Consider the following 18,179-nt stretch of genomic DNA (forward strand, 5'->3'; position numbering starts at 1 on the left):
CCTTTATTCAGTTACGATTTGTACCGGTGCCTGATGTGCGAGTTGGAGATTGTTAGTCGTGATGACCGTACTTCCCGGTTCTATACCTTCCAGAATTTCTATTTCTTGTCCATTGTCTTTTCCTACTTCTACGTAGTTCCATTTGGACTCTTCATTTTCAATCGTAAAGACCACTGCCCTACCTGATCGATAAACGACAGCATCCTTTGGAACTACCAAAGAATTGGATTGAGGAGCTCTGATAATGGCTCTCGCATTCATACCTGGAAGTAAGTCCTTGGAAGAAGTAAGTCGGATAGAAACCTGAACCAATCCATTTTCATCCACTTTGGGATTGATTCCTAAAACGCGGCCTTCCAAGGCATTTTGAATATCGGATACCGGATAAACCTCCACCTTTTGATTTATGGAGATTAAGGAAATATCAGATTCCAGCACATTTACTTTCAACTCCAAACTGGATGTGCTTAGGATCTCACAAAGCTCAGCATTGCTAGAAATTAAACTCCCTTCCTTGAATTTTAGGTCAGCAATTTTTCCCGAAATCGGAGCTTTCACTTCACATCTCTCCAAGTTCAATTGAGCTTCTTTCAAGTCTATTTCGGCTAAATAAACCCCATTTTTGGCTTTTAGCTGCTCTTCCAAAAATTGGATTCTCTCTGTATCTCCTGATTCAAAATCCCTTAAAAAGCCAAGCTTGTCATTTTCAAAAGCAGCTTCAGCGTTTTTCAAAGCGATTTTAGCTTTCTCTAAGGCTATTTCAGAATTAGTGGGATCTAACTTGGCGATGATTTCCCCTTTGTTTACAAACTGCCCTTCACGGATAGGCAAAGCAATTAAATATCCTGGTTGCTCAATGATGGCTTTTACTTGGCCTGCAGCTTCGAGCTTCCCGGTAGCGTTGATAAGGTAATCGAAACTCTTCGTTTCTGCTTTGGCCACTTTGACTTCTGTGGCGGCAACCTCATTTCTAAAGGATTCAGCAGGAATTTCCTCTTGTTTTTCAGCTTCTGGCTCACATGAAAAAAGACCCCATGAAAAAATGACGAGGCAAATAATACGGTAGTTGTTCATCGAAATAATCGTTAGTATCCTAATAAACTAAGAATAATCCCAAGGTCAAAGACAGAGAAATAGTTTGCTTGTTAAAAAAGGTAAAAAAGGTTTGACTGCCTTTTGAAAACTTCGAATAATACAATTACTAAAAGAACGGTATACTTAAAATTTTATTCTTTCAAGCATTCCGATTATTCATTGAAAAATGGTCTCATCTCATTGTGGATTGTTTCACGCAGTGTTTTTAGACGCATGGCATATTCTTCCAGTTTTTTCTCTTGATCTGTCTGAGGAATCCAAGGCTTGACCTTTTTTGGATTTCCATGTTCATCTACCGAGACAAAAATGATGATGCAGTGCGTCTTTTTCTCAAACTCATGATCCGAAAAATCTCTGGAATAAATCTCCACCATGATATGGATACTGGAGGTTCCGGTATAGATCACCGCCGCATCTATCTTAATGACCTCACCGATATTGATGGGCTTATAAAAGCGAATTCCTCCTACATAAACCGTAACACAGTAGGTTTCAGACCAAGTTCTGGCGCAAGTATAGGCAGCCTGATCAATCCACTTCATCACCACTCCCCCATGGACTTTTCCTCCGAAATTCACATCTGAAGGTTCACTGATAAACTGAAAGGAGGTTTTGTGTAGATTTTCCATGGGATCAAATTTGGAATTTAATATACAGATTTGATTGGGGAGAAAAAGGTTAATTCCATCCCATTTTTGAGAAAATCATATATCGGAATTAAGCAAACTCATAATCTCCTCCTCCAATTCTTGAATTTTCTTTACCGCCTCATCCATAGGCAATCCTTCTGCAAGACCCGGCCTCAAATGTTTGGTTTCCCTCAGCAAGGCATCTCTCTGGATCATTTGCTTTTTAGTGATAAGCTCCAAAAGCTCAGAAGCCTGCGGAAAAGATTTGGTAAGATGCTCAAAAGATTTAGACTGAGCAGCTTTTTCCCAACCCAAGCCTTCTAAAATCTCTCGAGCCATCAACCAATGCCCTTCATCCCCAGGATGAATCCCGTCTTTTGCCAGAAAAAAATCTGCATGCTTTCTCCTCTCCTTTGCTAAATACTCCCTCATGGGACCGTGAATGTCAATGACTTTCCAGGAATCACTGCCTCTTTTACTAATCAACCAATCAGAATAAACATCCAAAACCTGAGAATAGTCTATTCCTTTGATTGGATCAAAAACTGGAGGCGTCAAGGCCACTGGTATGGCATTTTTAGATTCGATTTCTCCATAGAGCCAATTGATTCCATCTTGATACAATTGAAATCTACCCATGTCAAAAGGCATATAAATTCCATCATTCATCCCGTAATTAAAAAAAACTACATCCGGATCAAGGATTGCAAAAACTCTAGCCAACCTTTCATGCAAATCAGGGCGTGGGAATTCTCCATTAGCATGTCCTTCCTCTGACAGACCTGAAACCGTCTCACTTGGCAGTCCCAAATTGATCCATTCGATGGTGGAGTCTGGATTCTTCAGCCTATAACATGTTTCCACATAGGCAATATACTTCCCACCATAGGTAATACTATTACCTAAAAAAAGTACCTGTTGGGCATCCGAAGGAATAGGCAACCTCTCCTGAGACTGACTATTCTGGATACAAAAAACTGAAATTAGAATCCCTAGCAACAAACCTTTCATAATCAATAAACAATGGTCTTTGCTAAAGATAAAGTCCTTGCGCTTATTTTACGAATGAAAGAACGATTGACTCACCTGGCTTCATTTCATTTTCCCAAACTTGCCCTACTTCCAATCTTTCTCCATTTACCTGACAAACACCGTCAATAGGATTGAGGATTCTCAATTTCCCTCCTTTGGCTGCAGAAATATTAGCCGTGATTTGTGATCCATTCACCTTGGTCGCGGAAACCTGAAAAGCACCTTGTGCCAAGAAACCATCGAAGGAAACATTTTCCCAGCTAGATGGCACCGCCGGAAACAAGCGAATAAAATTTTCATGACTTTGGAGGAGCATTTCCTGAACGCCTGCGGCAAAAGCAAAATTTCCTTCCAAGGTGAATGGTCTATAGGTAAAATTAGAGTATCCTTTTCCGGACTGGTCTCCATTCACATGAAAACTATTCGGCAAGCAAAAACTCGTAGCAAAAATCCTCAATGTCTCTGCAGCTCCTTCACCATCCAGCATCCTTGCCTGAACATTTCCTTGCCAGCTAAAGGAATAACCAACCCATGCAGAAGAACCCGTAGTTTTTAAATTTTGAGCAGTTTTACGAATAATATCCTTCGCCTTTTCACCACCGGACCAATTGATCAAACTCAATGGATGAATCGCCATCAGGTGGGAAAAGTGCCTGTGAGAATTTTCCAAAGGTTGCTCTGGTGCCAATAGCAACCCTGTTTCTCCTACTGCAAAGTCCGGCCATTCCGCCAAAATACTTTCCCATTTTTCAGCCTCCTGTTCATTTCCCAACTCTCTTGCTAATTCAGCAGCTTTGGTATATACGAAACGGATATTCGCCAAGTCAAAATTGGTTGTCTCTCCAAACCAAGCCTGGCGGCTATTATTGTGAATTTCAGGAGAAGCAGAAATGGGAAGTTTTCTTTTTCCATCCTCTCCTTTTTCAGAAATCCCATCGAAATAAAGAGCCACTTCCTGAAACCAAGGATAAGCTTCATTTTCCAAAAACTCCCGATCCATGCTATATCTCCACTGCAAATAGAAATGATGGGAAAGCCATCCCGAAACCGTTGGACCAAAAGCATACTGAATCCAACCACCCATAGGAGAGCCGGTTAAAGTACTTACTCCCGGAACATTGAGTCCATCAGATTCATAGTAAGTTTTGGTGTATTCCTTAAATGTCGGATAATTCTTCCAAAGCCAATTCAAAAAGCCTTTCGACAAATCCAGATGATTTGCTGTATAGCTCGGCCAATAACTTAATTGGGTATTCAGGTCATGGTGAAAGTCCCCTTTCCACGGTGGAAGTTTTCCATTGTCTGCCGTCCAAACTGCTTGAAGTGAAATCGGCGGAGTATTTTCTCTAGCTGCAGAGCCAAATTTATATTGCTCCAAATACCATTGTCTTTGCAAAATCGTGTCTGGAATTGAAATATTGGACTTGCTCCAAAAGCGATTCCACCACTCTGAGTGTGTTGGAAATGAACCCAAAAATCCTTTTCCCAATGCTGTTTGAGTCAGCTCTTTTGAGTTTTGTTTTCCTTCCAAATTGGTACTGATCGCCCAAACGCCCTCCAGTCCAGACTCTGTTTTCCTCCAGCGAACAGTGATTTGATATTCAAAGTCACCATATCCTTTTTGAGTATACACTTTTCCATTATCCAACTCTTCTACAACACCTTGCGGATAACCCAGCCTTCTCAGGTCTTGCCCGGTCACAGGATTATCAGCTTCAGATTCACCTGGAAGATTATAGGCAGGAATCATCAATCCTGGAGAAAAATTTTCTTCTTTAATTCCTTCAAACTTGAACCAACCTACGGGATTTACTGCATGAACATAAGACTGCATGGTAACTCCAGACTCCCATTCTATCATACCTGTACCCGTTGCTATGGAAACGCCACTCTTTTTTACCTCGCCAAAACTTGAAGTTGCAAATTCCAAAGCTCCACCTGGGATTTTGGAAGGTGCCGGTGCATTATTATAAGGGGCGTCAAATAGACCCTGAACTTCCTTATAGTTATCTTTCTCCCACTGTTCTTTCACCCAAGAATATTTGTAGGGTTCTCCTTGCAGGTTTTCCATTTTTCGCTCATCCCAAAGGTCCACGTGATCCAAAGAGAGCCTCAATTTGTCTTCTTTTTGCCAGATAAGAGCCCCTGTTTGACCATTACCTAAGGGAAGTCCTTCATCCCAAGTTGTGGGGAGATAATCAAATTCCAGATTGTAGGGAGACAAATCAGGCAGCACTTTCACTTCCTTATTTTGACTACATGAGAAAAGAAATCCTAGGAGGAAAAGGAACCAAATTGTTTTCATAAAGGGTGTTTTAAGACAGGAAAAGAGAATCACAGGATTCAATTTTTGATTTCCGAAGGTATCACTTTTTCAAAATGGAAATATGTCACCTATCAAATATTAGTGCAAATGGACAAAAAAAATATCTGTCTTTAGCTTATTCTTCAACACCCCAAATTCCAACACCAATCTATAGGTTTAGAGATTAATCGGATTGCTTGCTCGTACCAGCGAAGTCTTAATGTCCCAGGTGGATCTCCCTCAAAATGTGAATACAAAGCATTCATCTCGTCGATTGTACCGACTTTCAAGGTGACTTTGGTGATCCCATCATCTCGCATATTCAAGGTAGTTGCTGCTTGTCTGGAAAGGTCAATGATTCGTTTAGAAGTCTTGGGTAGTCGGTCATTGATCCTCACCCATACAGAATCTTGAGTATCCAAGCGAGTTACTTTCACCCAAGTATTGAATGGTAAATATTTATGGGCGGCAGTCAGACTGTCCATATTAAAAATCTCTCCATTGGCTGTTTTCCGCTGATGAAAACGCTTTCCATAAAAACTGGCTACTCCCGTCTGAACCCGGACAGAATCAACCTCTTGCGCCATCACCCCAAAGGACAAGCCCCAAATCAACAAAACACTACATATTACTCGCATAGCTATAAAAGCATTCGACAGCTCTACTCAACAAAAATGCCAATTGCTGACAGAAGGCTTGAATTCATTTGTAGAAGGATGCTCGACAAGGTATCTTAGTTGAATAATGAGGATATCCACCGGAACTCGAAGATCTTTTTCATTACCACTGTGGAACACTCGTGATTTACGAAAATAAATTATGCTTAAACTATTACATACGGCAGATTGGCACTTGGGGAAGAGGCTTCAGGAGTTTTCCAGATTGGAGGAACAAAAGCTGGTTTTGGATGAAATCATCCAAGTAGCTGAAGATGAAAATGTAGACTTGGTGCTTTTGGCCGGTGATATTTTCGATTCATTTAATCCTGCCCATGAGGCCGTAGAATTACTCTACAAATCCCTCCACAGACTTTCGAAAAATGGCACCAGACCCATTATTGCCATTTCCGGAAATCATGACAGTACCCAGTTTGTAGAGGCTCCGGATCCATTGGCTAGAGAAATGGGAATCCTGTTTTACAGTAGGTATGATTCGGTGATACCAATTGGGAAATTAGAATCAGGACTGGAGTTGATTAATTCCGAGCCTGGATTTGTAGAGCTTAAACTTCCTCAGCATCCATTTCCCATCCGAATTATCTTAGCACCCTATGCGAATGAAGTGAGCCTCAAAACCTATTTGGGAGAAGGAGATCGAGAGGCTGAATTCCGAAATATCCTTGCTGAAAAATGGCGAAAATTGGCTGACACGTATTGTGATTCAAATGGCGTAAACCTATATATGGGCCATTTCTTTTTTGTCAAAGAAGGAGCCAAAATCCCTGCTGATGCAGAACCGGAATCGGAGCGGCCAATTCTTCACGTTGGGGGAACTCAGGCACTTTTCACGCAAAACATCCCCAACCAAATTCAGTATGCGGCATTGGGACATTTACATCGATTTCAGACTATTTCGAAGGAACCTTGCCCGGTGATTTATTCCAGCTCACCTTTGGCCTACTCTTTTTCGGAAGCTGATCAGGAGAAAAAAGTAGTCATTGTTCAGTTGGAGCCAAATACCACAGCTGAAATCAAAGCCATCGGCCTCAAACAAGGCCGACCACTTTACAGAAAAACATTCAATCAACTAACCGAAACCTTGGAATGGCTGGAGCAGAATCCCTACTGTTTTGTGGAAATCACTTTTGTAACGGAACATTCCATAGATGCAACAACCAGAAAGGCAATTCTGAAAGCTCATGACGGAATCGTCAACTTGATTCCCCAGATCAAAAACCCAACAGGAAAAGAAGATGTCAGCTTGAAAGCCGAAGATTTGGAAAAAGACATGGTCAGTCTGTTCAAATTGTATCACCAGAGTGAAAGAGGCCAAGAACCCAATGAGGAACTTTTGGGGATTTTCAAAGAAGTAATCAGTTACGAGTCCAAAGCATGATTCCAGTTCAATTAGACATTCAGGGGCTATACTCCTATCGCGAAAAGCAAAGCATCAACTTCAACCAGTTGACTGCGGCTGGTTTGTTTGGGATATTTGGAGCTGTCGGTAGCGGCAAATCCTCCATATTGGAAGGAATTCTATTGGCACTTTATGGCAGTACAGAAAGGCTTTCCGATCGAGGAGAGAAAAACTCCATGCTCAATCTTCAGAGTGATCAGGTTCTGATCAATTTTACTTTTCATGCAGGGAAAAATAATTCGAAGACCTTTATGGCTCGATATGAAGCCAAAAGAAATAAAAAAGATCCCGAAAAAGTAGATCCTGCTACGCATACTTTTTATGAGAAATCCGGTACGGATTGGACTCCTCTAGAACTTCGGGCGGAGGATATTATTGGGATGAAAAAGGAGCATTTCAAGCAAACAGTCATCATTCCCCAAGGAAAATTCAGGGAATTCATTGACTTGACTCCTGGACCAAGAGCTGAGATGATGAAGGAGCTTTTTGGCTTGGAGCGATTTGATCTTTCTGGAAAAACGGGAACTCTACTTCGCGAGGTGAAGGATGAAAAAATCCGTTTAGACGCTAAAATTCAAACCTTGGAAGAATACACTTCCGAACAATTAACTGAAAAGTCTGAGCTTCTTGAAAAAATAAAGACCGAGTCTGATCAGGTAGGAAAAGAGGTAAATGATTTAGACATACAGCTTCGTCAATTGGAGAAATTTCAAGAGAAACACGCAAGCTGGATAGAGTTCAAAAGAATGAGAAAAGAGCTTGTCGAGCAAAAGCCACAAATCGACAAACAACGACTTCTTCATCAGGAATTCATCACCGCAAAAAATCATCTGCGCCCTGTTTGGAATCAAATCAATGATCTCAATAAAGACCACGAAAAATTTCAGGTAAGCATTACAGACTGCACTCGATTTGAAGCAGAATTTGAAAAGGAAATCCTTCAACTCGAAGTTGAGGAAAAGGAGCTAAAGCAGAAAAACCAGAATCGTCCACAAAGGGAAGGCAAGATTCGGGATCTCAAAAAAGTGATTGAAATCAAACAGCTCCAGGAGGATCTTGCCCAAAGCCAGGCTCATTTGGAGACATTAAAGCCTTCCATAGATTCATTGCAGGAAACCCAATCTAAACTGGATTCACAGTCTCAAAATTCGGATAGGGAGTTGGACTCCCTGCCTGTTGCCGATTCAAGTAATTTGGCTGACCTCAAATCCTTTCAAAGACAATGGAAAGAGTTGGATGAGCAGATTGGGCACCAGCAAAAGTTATTGAAACAATTTGAGTTAGAGGAAAAAGTCGTTTCCCAGACATTAGAAAGACTTCAATCCAAAATTCCCGCAGATTTCGAGAAAGTAGAGGACTGGCTTCAAGAGCAAAAAAAGAAAATTTCCGAGGTTGAAAAAATGCGTGAAAATGCCCTTCGGAATATGGGACTTCATGCCCATGCACATCTTTTGGAAGACGGAAAACCATGTCCTCTTTGCGGAGCTGCAGAGCATCCAAACCCTTTGAGTGCAGAAAAGCAGGAAAAGGAAGCTCGGCAAATGGATTTGCGATTGAGTGAGGAAAAAAATATCCTAGAAGATATTTTACACCTGACACAACAGCTCAAAGAGCAGCAATTGTATCTGGATAATCACCGAAGAAACATCCAAAGCAAGGGACAGGAAAACCTTCAATTGGGTGAAAAGCTTTCAAAAGTTTTAGAACAAATAAACCACCTTGGAATTTCTGATGGTTCATCTCTGGAGGAGAAAATAGCCTCTTTAGAAAATAGCCATCAGCAAAGGGAATCTATCCTAAAGGCTCAGCAGGAGCTTAGAAAGAATTGGCAAGCAAATCGTGAAAAGCTGGATAAGGAGCAAGCCGCTTTTCAACAGGCTCAATTGAAAAAAGAGACACTTTCCTCTCAAATCCAATCCAAGGAAAAAGATCTCCACGACCCTACATTCTGCAAAGGTTTTTTCTCAAGAGGAGTCCATGAAATCGAAGCTGCTATCTCCAAGGTGGAGAAGGACATTGAAAATGCATTGAAAGACTGGGAAGGAAAGGTTGCTCATTTGCAGGAGGTCAAGACCAAACAAACTACGAATCAGGCTGATTTAAAAAATTTCAAAATTCAATTAGAACAAGCTGATTTGAAATTATCCAAGCTTCAATCAGAATTTGAAAACCTCAAAATCGAACACGGATTTGAGGACGAAGCTAGATTGATCCGCTTGTTTGAGCATTCTTTGGATGCAGAGAAAGTTGCCAGAGAAATCCAGCAATTTGATCAACGATTGGCTTTGGCAGAAAGTAGAATTTCCGAACTGGAGCAGGAAAAAGAAGTGGTTGAATTTCAAGAAGAACAATTCTTACAATCCAAGGCCAAATTCCATTTGTTGAAATCTGCCGCAGAAGAAAGTCGAAAACGAGCGGCATTACTTGAAGAGGAAATCAAAATCATCAAGGAAAAGCTTGAAGAAAAACTACTACTCACCCAATCCAAAGAGAAAGTTGAAAAAAGGGAAACTTACCTCAGAGAATTGGAGCGGCTTTTCAAAGGTTCTGGTTTTGTTAAATATGTCAGTTCCATTTATCTCAAGGAACTTTGTAATACAGCCAACCAAAGATTTATGAAGCTGAGCAAAAACAGTCTCAGTCTAGAAATCGATGATGACAATACTTTTTGGGTGATCGATTACTTAAACGGCGGCAAAAGGCGCTTGCTGAAAACTCTTTCCGGTGGCCAAACTTTCCAAGCTTCTCTTTGTCTAGCATTGGCATTGGCAGAAAAAATCAAAGCCCTTAATCAGGCGGATCAAAGCTTTTTCTTCCTGGATGAAGGATTTGGAGCTCTGGATAGAAATGCCCTACGGGTCGTTTTTGAAACACTCAAATCCTTAAGACATGAAAACCGGATCGTAGGAATCATCAGTCACGTGGAAGAATTGCAGCAGGAAATCGGAGTTTTTGCCAAAGTGGAACTCGATCAAGAGAAAGGCTCTCAGGTGAGTTATTCTTATTGAAACAATCTCGTTCGTGGAGATAGAAACTTGGGCAAAAGACCATAAAAAAAAGTCCTCCGGAAAGATTCCGGAAGACTTTTTGAACTAAGAAAACCAATTTTTCTTAAGGTAACATATTCTTGTTGACCCAGTCAATCTCATCTTGACGAATGGTATGATCTCCGTCTTCAAAGAGCAAAGTTTTGATTTGAGCGCCCATTCCCTTCAATAATTCGGCAGATTCTTGAATCCTCGACAACGGAACATGAAAATCCCTTTTGCTGCTTCCAATAAATATCGGAGTCGATTCGAAATCACCCGAATATTTGGATGCCTGCAGATTTTCTCCAATCAATCCACCTGTAAAAGCGATTACTCCGCCCAACTTTTGAGCATGGAGTGCAGCATATTCCAAACTCAAACAAGCACCTTGAGAGAACCCAATGAAGTAGATATTATCAGGCTTGACCCCTTGCTTGATTGCAAATTGAAACGCTTCATCAACTATTTCCAAAGAGTTTTTCAAAGCGGCAGCATTACTGGAATCAGGAGCCATAAAACTGTAGGGATACCAAGTATTCCCACTGGCTTGAGGTGCCAAAAGTGCAAACTCCTCCATGTTCAAATACTGTTGAAGAGACAAAATGCTTTGGGCACTTGCCCCCCTACCATGGAGGAGTATTGCAACCTTCTCCCCTTGAGCGATTGGTTTACCTGCTTGAATCAACTCATTCATATTTCATTGGGTCCAGGGTGACCGGAGTCAGACTTTTTTCAATTTTTTCTCTAGAAGGCTCAGCCCATTCTGGAAGTTTTACCAATTCTCCCAAATGTGCTTCGTCCTCATCTATTGCAAATCCAGGTTCATCAGTTGCAATTTCGAATAGCACTCCTCCTGGTTCACGGAAATAGATAGATGTGAAATAATTTCTATCCTTCACCTCTGTGACATGATAACCGTTTTCTAGGAGGATTTGTTGGATCTCAAGCTGACTTGCTGCATTCTCAGTACGGAAAGCAATGTGATGAACAGTACCAGCACTTTGCATTCCATAAGGACCTTCTTTGTCAACTAGGATATCCACGATATCCCCAGGCTTTCCATCTGTTCCATATCTAAATCTATTCCCCTCCTCAGAAATAAAATGATAGTTCATATGATTCACCAGTAGCTTTTCAGTCAACTCTTTTGCTCGTAGATTGAGTGTCGCTCCATAAAAACCTTTGAGACTGTGCTCCAAAGGAATCTGTCCATAGGTCCAGCCTGGCCTTGAATCATCCTCATTAGCTACCAACTCAATCCCCATTCCGTCATGATCTTCAAATCGAATCAATTCCACACCGAATCTTGTCAAGGTATCAGATATGGCTATTCCAAACTTCTTCAGTCTCTCTCTCCAAAACCCGAGAGAGTCCTTTCCAATTGAAAAAGCGGTATATGTTAATTCTCCGACTCCTTTTCGACCTCTTCTAGCACCAGTAAATGGGAATGTGGTAAAGATCGTACCCGGCTGCCCCAATTCATCTCCGAAATAGAAATGGTAAACATCTGGAGCATCAAAATTGATTGTTTTCTTAACCAATCTTAGTCCAAGAACCCCTGTATAGAAATCTATATTAGCTTGAGGATTTCCTGCAATGGCAGTGATATGATGTATTCCTGTGACGAGCGTTTTCATAAGATTGAGTATTGTTTTTTGATAAAAAAAGCTGCCCTAGGGCAGCTTTGAAGAATTAGGCAGTTGCCTCTTCAGTCACTTCTTGTTTGACAAGCTGCACGCTTAAAATCAATCTAACTTGATCACTTACTACCACGCTACCTGCTTCGGTAACTGCAGACCAAGATAGACCAAAGTCTTTTCTGTTGACTTTTCCTTCGATTTCAAAACCAGCTTTGGTTTGACCGTAAGGATCACCAGCTACTCCACCAAAGTCTACATCCAAAGTAACTTCTTTAGTGGTCTCTCTCATAGTCAAGTTACCAATCAATTTGTAATCACCACCATCATTTTTAATGGTTCCTTCGAAAGATAATTTTGGATGATTTGCTGCATCAAAGAAATCAGCTGACTTCAAGTGATTGTCTCTATCTTTTTGGTTGGTATCGATGCTATCGACAGATGCGGAGAAAGCTACAGTAGCTCCATCAAAATCATCAGATGCAGATTCAGCAGAACCTTCAAATTCTCTGAAATAACCTGTTACAGTTGAAATCACTAGATGTTTTACTTTGAAAGAAACTTCTGAGTGAGTTGGGTCGATAATCCATTTTGCAGTTTTCATTGTGTTGTTATTTAAAGTTGAATTTATTTTTTTGTGTTTACATTATATGTATAGACATATTTATAATCAAATTTTTTTACCCCCTCAATTTGTCCAAAAGATCATTGAGAACATTAGCTTCGGCTTCCGAAAGATGAACGATTTCTTGGTTGAATTCCTCCACACTTTTTTCGACTGTGCAAAGCAATTCCATTCCCTTTTCTGTAATCAAAATATCTACTTGCCTTCTATCAGCAGGGCATTCATTTCTTTCTACCAAGCCTTTATTTTTCAGTTTCTCAACCAATCGGGAAGCATTTGACATTTTATTGAGCATTCTGTCTTGAATTGAGGAAACCGTGATCGGTTTTCCCTTTTGTCCTCTCAATATTCTCAATACATTATATTGTTCTGGAGAAATATCATTAGGCTTAAACATCTTTGATTGAGCTGTCACCAAATAACTATGAGTGTACAACAGGTTCACCACCAACTTGTTGAAAGGGTCTTTAAACTCCTTTTGCTGTATAGCTTCTTCTATCGTTCCCATTTTATTTTCCTTTGTATTTAATGTATATACATGCAAATGTAAAAAAAGGTTTCACATTTTCAAAAAAAAATTAAACCAACATTGATTTTCAGCCACTTATATTTCAAAAAATATCCAGCCATTCAGAAATCAACTGATTGACCACCTCTGGTTTTTCAATGCAACTGCTATGTCCTGCCCCGGTAACGCGATGAAGTTTTGCGTTTTTGATAGACATTTGAATGAATTTAGCCTTTTCTGGTTTCGTTGCCACGTCCTCATCTCCTACGATTACCATGGTTGGGCAAGAAATATTTGACAACTCATCTTCTACTCCATTTCTGAAGATCACTCCATCCACTGGACCAGTGATGGTCCTTTTATTAGTCATCATCTCTTTTTTCCAAAACTTAACCTCTTCCTTGTTTTTAGGATTTGCAAGCCAAGATTCTGCAAACATGATTTTCATGACCTTATTGGCCACGGGAGAAATCACTCCCAAGAGCTTTACAATTCCATTGAGAGTTTTGTATTTAGGCACATTCTCCACTGGCTCGTTATTAGCTGAGGTTTCTAAAAGAATCAAACTTTTTATCAGCTCAGGTTTTCTAGCGGCCAATCTCATCCCAACAAAACCTCCCATCGATAGCCCTGCAAAATGGACTTTGCCACTTCCCAACTTTTTGATCAGCTCTAAAGCATCCTGGTAAAGCGTATCCATATCAAATGGCGCTTTGACTTCACTTTGACCTTGACCTCTATGATCGTAGGCGATTACCCGATAATTTTTGGATAGCTCCTCAATCTGGGCTCGAAACATTCGCTGGCTCCATAATAAACCATGGGAGAAAACTATAGTCTCTTTTCCACTTCCCTCTTCCACATAAAAAATCTGAACTCCATTAACTTCAATTTGAGGCATTACATCTAAGTTTTGATAAAAATAAAGGGTTGGCAATTTTTGATCACCAACCCAATTTATTTGGAATAGTTGAAACTTACCAGTCTAAACCTGGTTGAGTTATTTCAACTTTTTCCTCAGCTTTTGCTGCATCAACAATTTTCTTCACATCTTCCAATAGCTTTTTAGCATCATAAACTACACCATCTTTGACAGTATACTTTACTCCACCTACTCTGATAGGCTTGTTGTTCTCATCGATTCTGATTGCACCGGTTCCATAAAGGACCTTCAAATTTTGAAGTGGGTTCTCTTCCAAAATCACAAAATCAGCCAACTTTCCTACTTCCACAGTTCCTATTGACTCCTCCATACCCAATGCTTCTGCTCCATACATGGTAGCAGATCTAATCACCTCCAAAGGATGGAAACCAGCTTCTCTCAACAATTCAAGTTCACGGATATAGGCAAAGCCATACAATTGATAAATAAAACCGGAGTCAGAACCTGCTGTCACGCGTCCCCCACGATTTTTATATTCATTGATGAAAGTCATCCAAAGTCTATAGTTCTCTTTCCATTGCAATTCTTCCTCGGTAGTCCAATCAAACCAATAGGAACCATGAGATTGACGGCTTGGGGAATAAAATCTCCACAGGGAAGGCAAAGTATAGGTATCATGCCATTCTGCAGTTCTTGCTCTCATCAAGTCACGATTTGCCTCATAGATATTGAAAGTGGGATCCAAAGTAAAATCCAATTCCAACAATTCATTCATCACATTATTCCAATGCTCAGAGTATGGAGCAGCAGCTTGTTTCCATAGTTTACCAGCCTCAGCAAATCTGTGCTGCTCATTTTGGTAATTATAGTCCAATCTGAAATCTTGGATGGTTCGATCTTCAAACAAAGCTTCTGGTAAACCATACCAGTGCTCCATAGAAGTCAAACCTGCTCTAGCAGAATTCAAAACATTCCATCTTGCTACGTCCAATTGCTGATGGTGCATCGCTGATCTTAAGCCGATTTTTTTATTTTCAGAAATCGCGGCCTCCATTACCTCTGGATTTGCTCCAAAAAATTTGATCCCATCCGCGCCCTTATTCTTGTTCTCGTTTACCCAAGCTTTCGCTTGCTCTGCTGTAACGATAGGCTCTTTTGCTCCTTGACCAAATGACGTGTAGGCCAATAGTCTAGGGGCAACGATTTCGTTAGCCAAAGATCTTTTCTTTTCGCTCAACACCCAATCCAAACCATTTCCGGCAGAAGGATCACGAATGGTTGTCACTCCATGAGACATCCAAAGTTTGTAGACATATTCTGCTGGTGTTCCTTGGCCTCTTCCTCCAATGTGAGCATGAGCATCAATAAACCCTGGCATCAAATAATACCCTTCCAAATCCAGGACTTTCGTGTTCTCATCAGCTTTTGGCCTTCTAGCCTCTTGAATAGGCAGCCCAGGATATCCTACTTGCTGGATTCGGGTGATCTTGTTTTTCTCAACTACAATATCTACAGGACCTGTAGGTGGTGCACCAGTTCCATCAATTAAGACAACTCCTCGTATAATTAACTTGTCATATGGTCCATCCCCTTCGTTTCTGTCTGGGGCAGGTTCTATTTGCGAAAAAGCACTCATTGCAAAAACCGCAAAGACTGCTGTCATTAGTATCTTTTTTAACATAAAGTTTGGTGGTTGATGTTTAGTGCAATAAGATAGGGTAAAATAGGAAATCAAAAAATAGAATTTGGACGACAGGAAATGAAAAAGGCCCTGATTTCTCAGAGCCTTTAGTTATATTAATTGTAATTACAAATCTTGAAATTTCTCCATGATATCTTCGGAAATACCCGTGAAAGAGTATCCTCCATCGTGGAAAAGGTTTTGCATAGTCACCATTCTTGTCAAATCAGAGAACATAGTCACGATATAATCTGCACAGGAATCAGCCGAAGCATTACCTAGTGGAGAAAGAGACTCAGCAAAATTGTAGAAAGAATCAAATCCACCGATACCTGAACCAGCGGTGGTTTTGGTTGGAGATTGAGAGATAGTATTCACTCTTACTTTCTTTAACTTACCAAATCTATATCCATAGCCTCTGGCAATGCTTTCCAACAATGCTTTAGCGTCAGCCATATCTGTATAGAAAGGAAATACTCTCTGAGCAGCAATGTAAGAAAGACCTACAATTGAACCCCACTCTTTCATGATATCCATTTTCTCAGCCACATGCATCATTTTGTGAAAAGAGATAGCCGAAACATCGAAAGACTTGTTCATCCAATCATAGTTCAACTCACCATATGATTTTCCTTTTCTGATGTTTGGAGACATCCCGATAGAGTGCAAAAGGAAATCGAAATCCGCTCCCAAAAACTCCTTAGCTTCGGTGTACAATTTTTCGATATCTTCTACCACAGTAGCATCCGCAGGGATGACGATGGTATTACATTCTTCACCAAGTTCTTTGATAGCTCCCATTCTCATGGCGATCGGAGCGTTAGTCAGGACAAATTTCGCCCCTTGTTCTTTGGCCTTAAGGGCTGTTTTCCAAGCAATTGAATTCTCATCCAATGCACCTGTAATGATCCCTACTTTACCTTTTAGCAAATTTTCTGGCATATAGCTTTTGATTGAAGTCAAAATTATGGCGTAAAAATAGGGAATTTCCCTGAATTGACGGCCTATTGGTGAAGGAGCTCTTTAGCACTCTCAACAGCCGAGGAGGAAGGGTTGGAGCCAGCAATCATTTTTGCCAATTCAGAAACCCTTTCAGTTTCATCCAAAAGCTTGATTTTACTGATGGTTCTGTCAGAATTATTATCCTTATATACAAAGTAATGCATATCCCCTTTTGCAGCCACCTGAGGCAAATGAGTGATACAAATGACTTGATGCTCCTTGGAAATCTCTTTCATCATTCGCACCATTTGCAAAGCTACCTCACCAGATATCCCTGTATCAATCTCATCAAAAATCAAAGTTGGCAAGGCCATTTTGTCTGCCATCAAATATTTGATTCCAAAAAGCAATCTTGAGAATTCACCTCCCGAAGCCACTTTCTTCAATGGTTGAGGCATCGAGCCTTTATTAGCAGAAAATAGAATTTCCACTTCATCCAAACCTGAATTACTTGGAACTACTGACTTGCTTTCCACTTGGATCTTGGCATTTTCCATCCCCAAACCTGACAAAAGCTCTTGAAGGGACTTTTCAAAAACGGAAAAACAGGAGTTTCTCTTTTTGCTTAAAAGCTCGCCAGAACCCAACATCTTTTTCTCCGCCGCCTTTAGTTTCTCTTCTGCTTCTTTAAGATTTTCATCCAGATTTTGGACTTGAAAAACCTTCTCCGCCAATTCGGCCTCAATTGTCATCAATTCCTCCACTGAATTAACTCCATGTTTTTTCTGAAGCTGATAGATTTTGCTCAACCGCTCTCTGATTTCATCGAGTTTTTCAAAATCAATCTCCACTTTTCCTTCTTCATCTCCGAGGGTGTCGGCGATATCTTTCAATTCGATAAAAGTCTCCTGAAAACGGTCTTTCAACCCATCAAATTTATGAGCCAGTCGGCCCAGATTTTGTAATCCTTGCTGAACTTGGGATAAGCCCTGAACCAATCCGAATTGTTCGTCATGAAACAGGTTTAAAAGCTCATTGATCTTTTGCTTGATTTCTTCCGCGTTTTCAAGAATCTCCTGATTGGACTCCATTTCCTCCTGCTCTCCCGATTGAAGAGATAACGAGCTTAATTCATCCAATTGAAACTGATTGAAATCCGCTTCTTTTTGAAGTTCGATTGCTTCCCGCTGAATAGTCTCGAATGCTTTTTTGGCTTTTTTGAAATCCGAGTAATCCGCTCTGTAAGATTTTAATTCGTTTTGACTTTGGGCAAAAGCATCAATGATTCCCAATTGATATTTCCCATCGGCCAATTGAAGGGTATCATGCTGAGAATGGACATCCATCAACTTTGCTCCAAGCTCTTTCAGTACATCCAATTTCACAGGAGTATCATTGACAAAAGACCTAGATTTCCCACTTGGACTTATTTCTCTGCGAATGATACAAGGGGTTTCATAATCCAACTCTTGGGTTTCAAAAAAATCTCCCAATCCATAGGCTCCGATCTCAAAAACACCTTCAATGATACATTTTTTCTCCTCGGTCAAAAGGACCTTCGTATCAGCTCGATTTCCCAACAATAAGCCAACAGCTCCCAGCATGATAGATTTTCCTGCACCAGTCTCACCAGTGATCATACTCAATGCTGGACTTGGCTGCATTTGCAACTCATCAATAAGGGCGTAATTGGAAATACTGAGGGTTTTAAGCATGGGTAATTTGATTAGCACAAAG

Annotated in this window: 15 protein-coding genes; 2 read left to right on the plus strand and 13 right to left on the minus strand. The window is 40.6% G+C overall.

The genetic code is table 11. The annotated features are described in order from the left end of the window. Window positions 1–3: 3 nt before the first annotated feature. The 5 genes from O0V13_RS06605 to O0V13_RS06625 form a co-directional block, all read right to left on the minus strand. Complete coding sequence (locus tag O0V13_RS06605; RefSeq protein ID WP_268034209.1) at window positions 4–1,074, minus strand: efflux RND transporter periplasmic adaptor subunit; 1,071 nt, start codon at window positions 1,072–1,074, stop codon at window positions 4–6. 173 nt (window positions 1,075–1,247) lie between these two features. Then, window positions 1,248–1,724 carry an acyl-CoA thioesterase gene (locus tag O0V13_RS06610; protein WP_073572833.1) on the minus strand — a complete coding sequence of 159 codons (477 nt, stop codon included), beginning with the start codon at window positions 1,722–1,724 and terminating at the stop codon, window positions 1,248–1,250. A 75-nt stretch (window positions 1,725–1,799) separates the two neighbouring features. Then, window positions 1,800–2,735 (minus strand): SGNH/GDSL hydrolase family protein, encoded by a 936-nt coding sequence (locus O0V13_RS06615; protein WP_268034210.1) that lies wholly within the window; start codon window positions 2,733–2,735, stop codon window positions 1,800–1,802. Between the two features lie 43 nt (window positions 2,736–2,778). Beyond that, window positions 2,779–5,061, minus strand: a complete 2,283-nt coding sequence (locus tag O0V13_RS06620; RefSeq protein ID WP_268034211.1) for a glycosyl hydrolase family 95 catalytic domain-containing protein — start codon at window positions 5,059–5,061, stop codon at window positions 2,779–2,781. A gap of 143 nt (window positions 5,062–5,204) precedes the next feature. Further along, window positions 5,205–5,699, minus strand: a complete 495-nt coding sequence (locus O0V13_RS06625; RefSeq protein ID WP_268034212.1) for a septal ring lytic transglycosylase RlpA family protein — start codon at window positions 5,697–5,699, stop codon at window positions 5,205–5,207. A 181-nt stretch (window positions 5,700–5,880) separates the two neighbouring features. Here O0V13_RS06625 and O0V13_RS06630 point away from each other — a divergent pair, with 181 nt between their 5' ends. Both O0V13_RS06630 and O0V13_RS06635 read left to right on the plus strand, forming a co-directional pair. Further along, window positions 5,881–7,116 (plus strand): metallophosphoesterase family protein, encoded by a 1,236-nt coding sequence (locus O0V13_RS06630; RefSeq protein ID WP_268034213.1) that lies wholly within the window; start codon window positions 5,881–5,883, stop codon window positions 7,114–7,116. Further along, window positions 7,113–10,145: an AAA family ATPase gene (locus tag O0V13_RS06635; RefSeq protein ID WP_268034214.1), complete on the plus strand. Its 3,033-nt coding sequence runs from the start codon at window positions 7,113–7,115 to the stop codon at window positions 10,143–10,145. The genes O0V13_RS06630 and O0V13_RS06635 overlap by 4 nt, the downstream gene beginning before the upstream one ends. Before the next feature lie 103 nt (window positions 10,146–10,248). Here O0V13_RS06635 and O0V13_RS06640 read toward each other — a convergent pair whose 3' ends face one another. The 8 genes from O0V13_RS06640 to recN all read right to left on the minus strand — a co-directional run bounded on the left by O0V13_RS06640 (window position 10,249) and on the right by recN (window position 18,157). Beyond that, window positions 10,249–10,860 (minus strand): alpha/beta hydrolase, encoded by a 612-nt coding sequence (locus O0V13_RS06640; protein WP_268034215.1) that lies wholly within the window; start codon window positions 10,858–10,860, stop codon window positions 10,249–10,251. Then, window positions 10,853–11,803: a ring-cleaving dioxygenase gene (locus O0V13_RS06645; RefSeq protein WP_268034216.1), complete on the minus strand. Its 951-nt coding sequence runs from the start codon at window positions 11,801–11,803 to the stop codon at window positions 10,853–10,855. Before O0V13_RS06645 ends, O0V13_RS06640 begins: the two co-directional genes overlap by 8 nt. Before the next feature lie 55 nt (window positions 11,804–11,858). Then, window positions 11,859–12,407, minus strand: a complete 549-nt coding sequence (locus O0V13_RS06650) for a YceI family protein (RefSeq protein ID WP_268034217.1) — start codon at window positions 12,405–12,407, stop codon at window positions 11,859–11,861. 76 nt (window positions 12,408–12,483) lie between these two features. Continuing rightward, window positions 12,484–12,936, minus strand: a complete 453-nt coding sequence (locus O0V13_RS06655; protein ID WP_268034218.1) for a MarR family winged helix-turn-helix transcriptional regulator — start codon at window positions 12,934–12,936, stop codon at window positions 12,484–12,486. A gap of 103 nt (window positions 12,937–13,039) precedes the next feature. Next, the gene (locus O0V13_RS06660; RefSeq protein ID WP_268034219.1) at window positions 13,040–13,837 is read right to left on the minus strand and encodes an alpha/beta fold hydrolase; all 798 of its coding nucleotides are present in this window, start codon (window positions 13,835–13,837) and stop codon (window positions 13,040–13,042) included. Window positions 13,838–13,913: 76 nt separating this feature from the next. After that, window positions 13,914–15,500 carry an amidohydrolase family protein gene (locus O0V13_RS06665; RefSeq protein WP_268034220.1) on the minus strand — a complete coding sequence of 529 codons (1,587 nt, stop codon included), beginning with the start codon at window positions 15,498–15,500 and terminating at the stop codon, window positions 13,914–13,916. A 126-nt stretch (window positions 15,501–15,626) separates the two neighbouring features. Further along, window positions 15,627–16,442, minus strand: a complete 816-nt coding sequence (locus O0V13_RS06670; RefSeq protein ID WP_268034221.1) for an enoyl-ACP reductase FabI — start codon at window positions 16,440–16,442, stop codon at window positions 15,627–15,629. 62 nt (window positions 16,443–16,504) lie between these two features. After that, window positions 16,505–18,157 carry a DNA repair protein RecN gene (gene recN, locus O0V13_RS06675; protein WP_268034222.1) on the minus strand — a complete coding sequence of 551 codons (1,653 nt, stop codon included), beginning with the start codon at window positions 18,155–18,157 and terminating at the stop codon, window positions 16,505–16,507. Window positions 18,158–18,179: the final 22 nt, after the last annotated feature.

Origin of the sequence: Algoriphagus sp. PAP.12, assembly GCF_026652115.1 — a bacterium.
Classification (GTDB): Bacteria; Bacteroidota; Bacteroidia; order Cytophagales; family Cyclobacteriaceae; genus Algoriphagus.

Bases quoted from the DNA above. Each gene is read 5' to 3' on its own strand.
- O0V13_RS06655 (WP_268034218.1), bottom strand. From the start codon at position 12,936: ATGGGAACGATAGAAGAAGCTATACAGCAAAAGGAGTTTAAAGACCCT.
- O0V13_RS06665 (WP_268034220.1), bottom strand. From the start codon at position 15,500: ATGTTAAAAAAGATACTAATGACAGCAGTCTTTGCGGTTTTTGCAATG.
- O0V13_RS06605 (WP_268034209.1), bottom strand. From the start codon at position 1,074: ATGAACAACTACCGTATTATTTGCCTCGTCATTTTTTCATGGGGTCTT.
- O0V13_RS06660 (WP_268034219.1), bottom strand. From the start codon at position 13,837: ATGCCTCAAATTGAAGTTAATGGAGTTCAGATTTTTTATGTGGAAGAG.
- O0V13_RS06615 (WP_268034210.1), bottom strand. From the start codon at position 2,735: ATGAAAGGTTTGTTGCTAGGGATTCTAATTTCAGTTTTTTGTATCCAG.
- O0V13_RS06625 (WP_268034212.1), bottom strand. From the start codon at position 5,699: ATGCGAGTAATATGTAGTGTTTTGTTGATTTGGGGCTTGTCCTTTGGG.
- O0V13_RS06635 (WP_268034214.1), top strand. From the start codon at position 7,113: ATGATTCCAGTTCAATTAGACATTCAGGGGCTATACTCCTATCGCGAA.
- O0V13_RS06630 (WP_268034213.1), top strand. From the start codon at position 5,881: ATGCTTAAACTATTACATACGGCAGATTGGCACTTGGGGAAGAGGCTT.
- O0V13_RS06610 (WP_073572833.1), bottom strand. From the start codon at position 1,724: ATGGAAAATCTACACAAAACCTCCTTTCAGTTTATCAGTGAACCTTCA.
- O0V13_RS06620 (WP_268034211.1), bottom strand. From the start codon at position 5,061: ATGAAAACAATTTGGTTCCTTTTCCTCCTAGGATTTCTTTTCTCATGT.
- O0V13_RS06670 (WP_268034221.1), bottom strand. From the start codon at position 16,442: ATGCCAGAAAATTTGCTAAAAGGTAAAGTAGGGATCATTACAGGTGCA.
- O0V13_RS06640 (WP_268034215.1), bottom strand. From the start codon at position 10,860: ATGAATGAGTTGATTCAAGCAGGTAAACCAATCGCTCAAGGGGAGAAG.
- O0V13_RS06645 (WP_268034216.1), bottom strand. From the start codon at position 11,803: ATGAAAACGCTCGTCACAGGAATACATCATATCACTGCCATTGCAGGA.
- O0V13_RS06650 (WP_268034217.1), bottom strand. From the start codon at position 12,407: ATGAAAACTGCAAAATGGATTATCGACCCAACTCACTCAGAAGTTTCT.
- recN (WP_268034222.1), bottom strand. From the start codon at position 18,157: ATGCTTAAAACCCTCAGTATTTCCAATTACGCCCTTATTGATGAGTTG.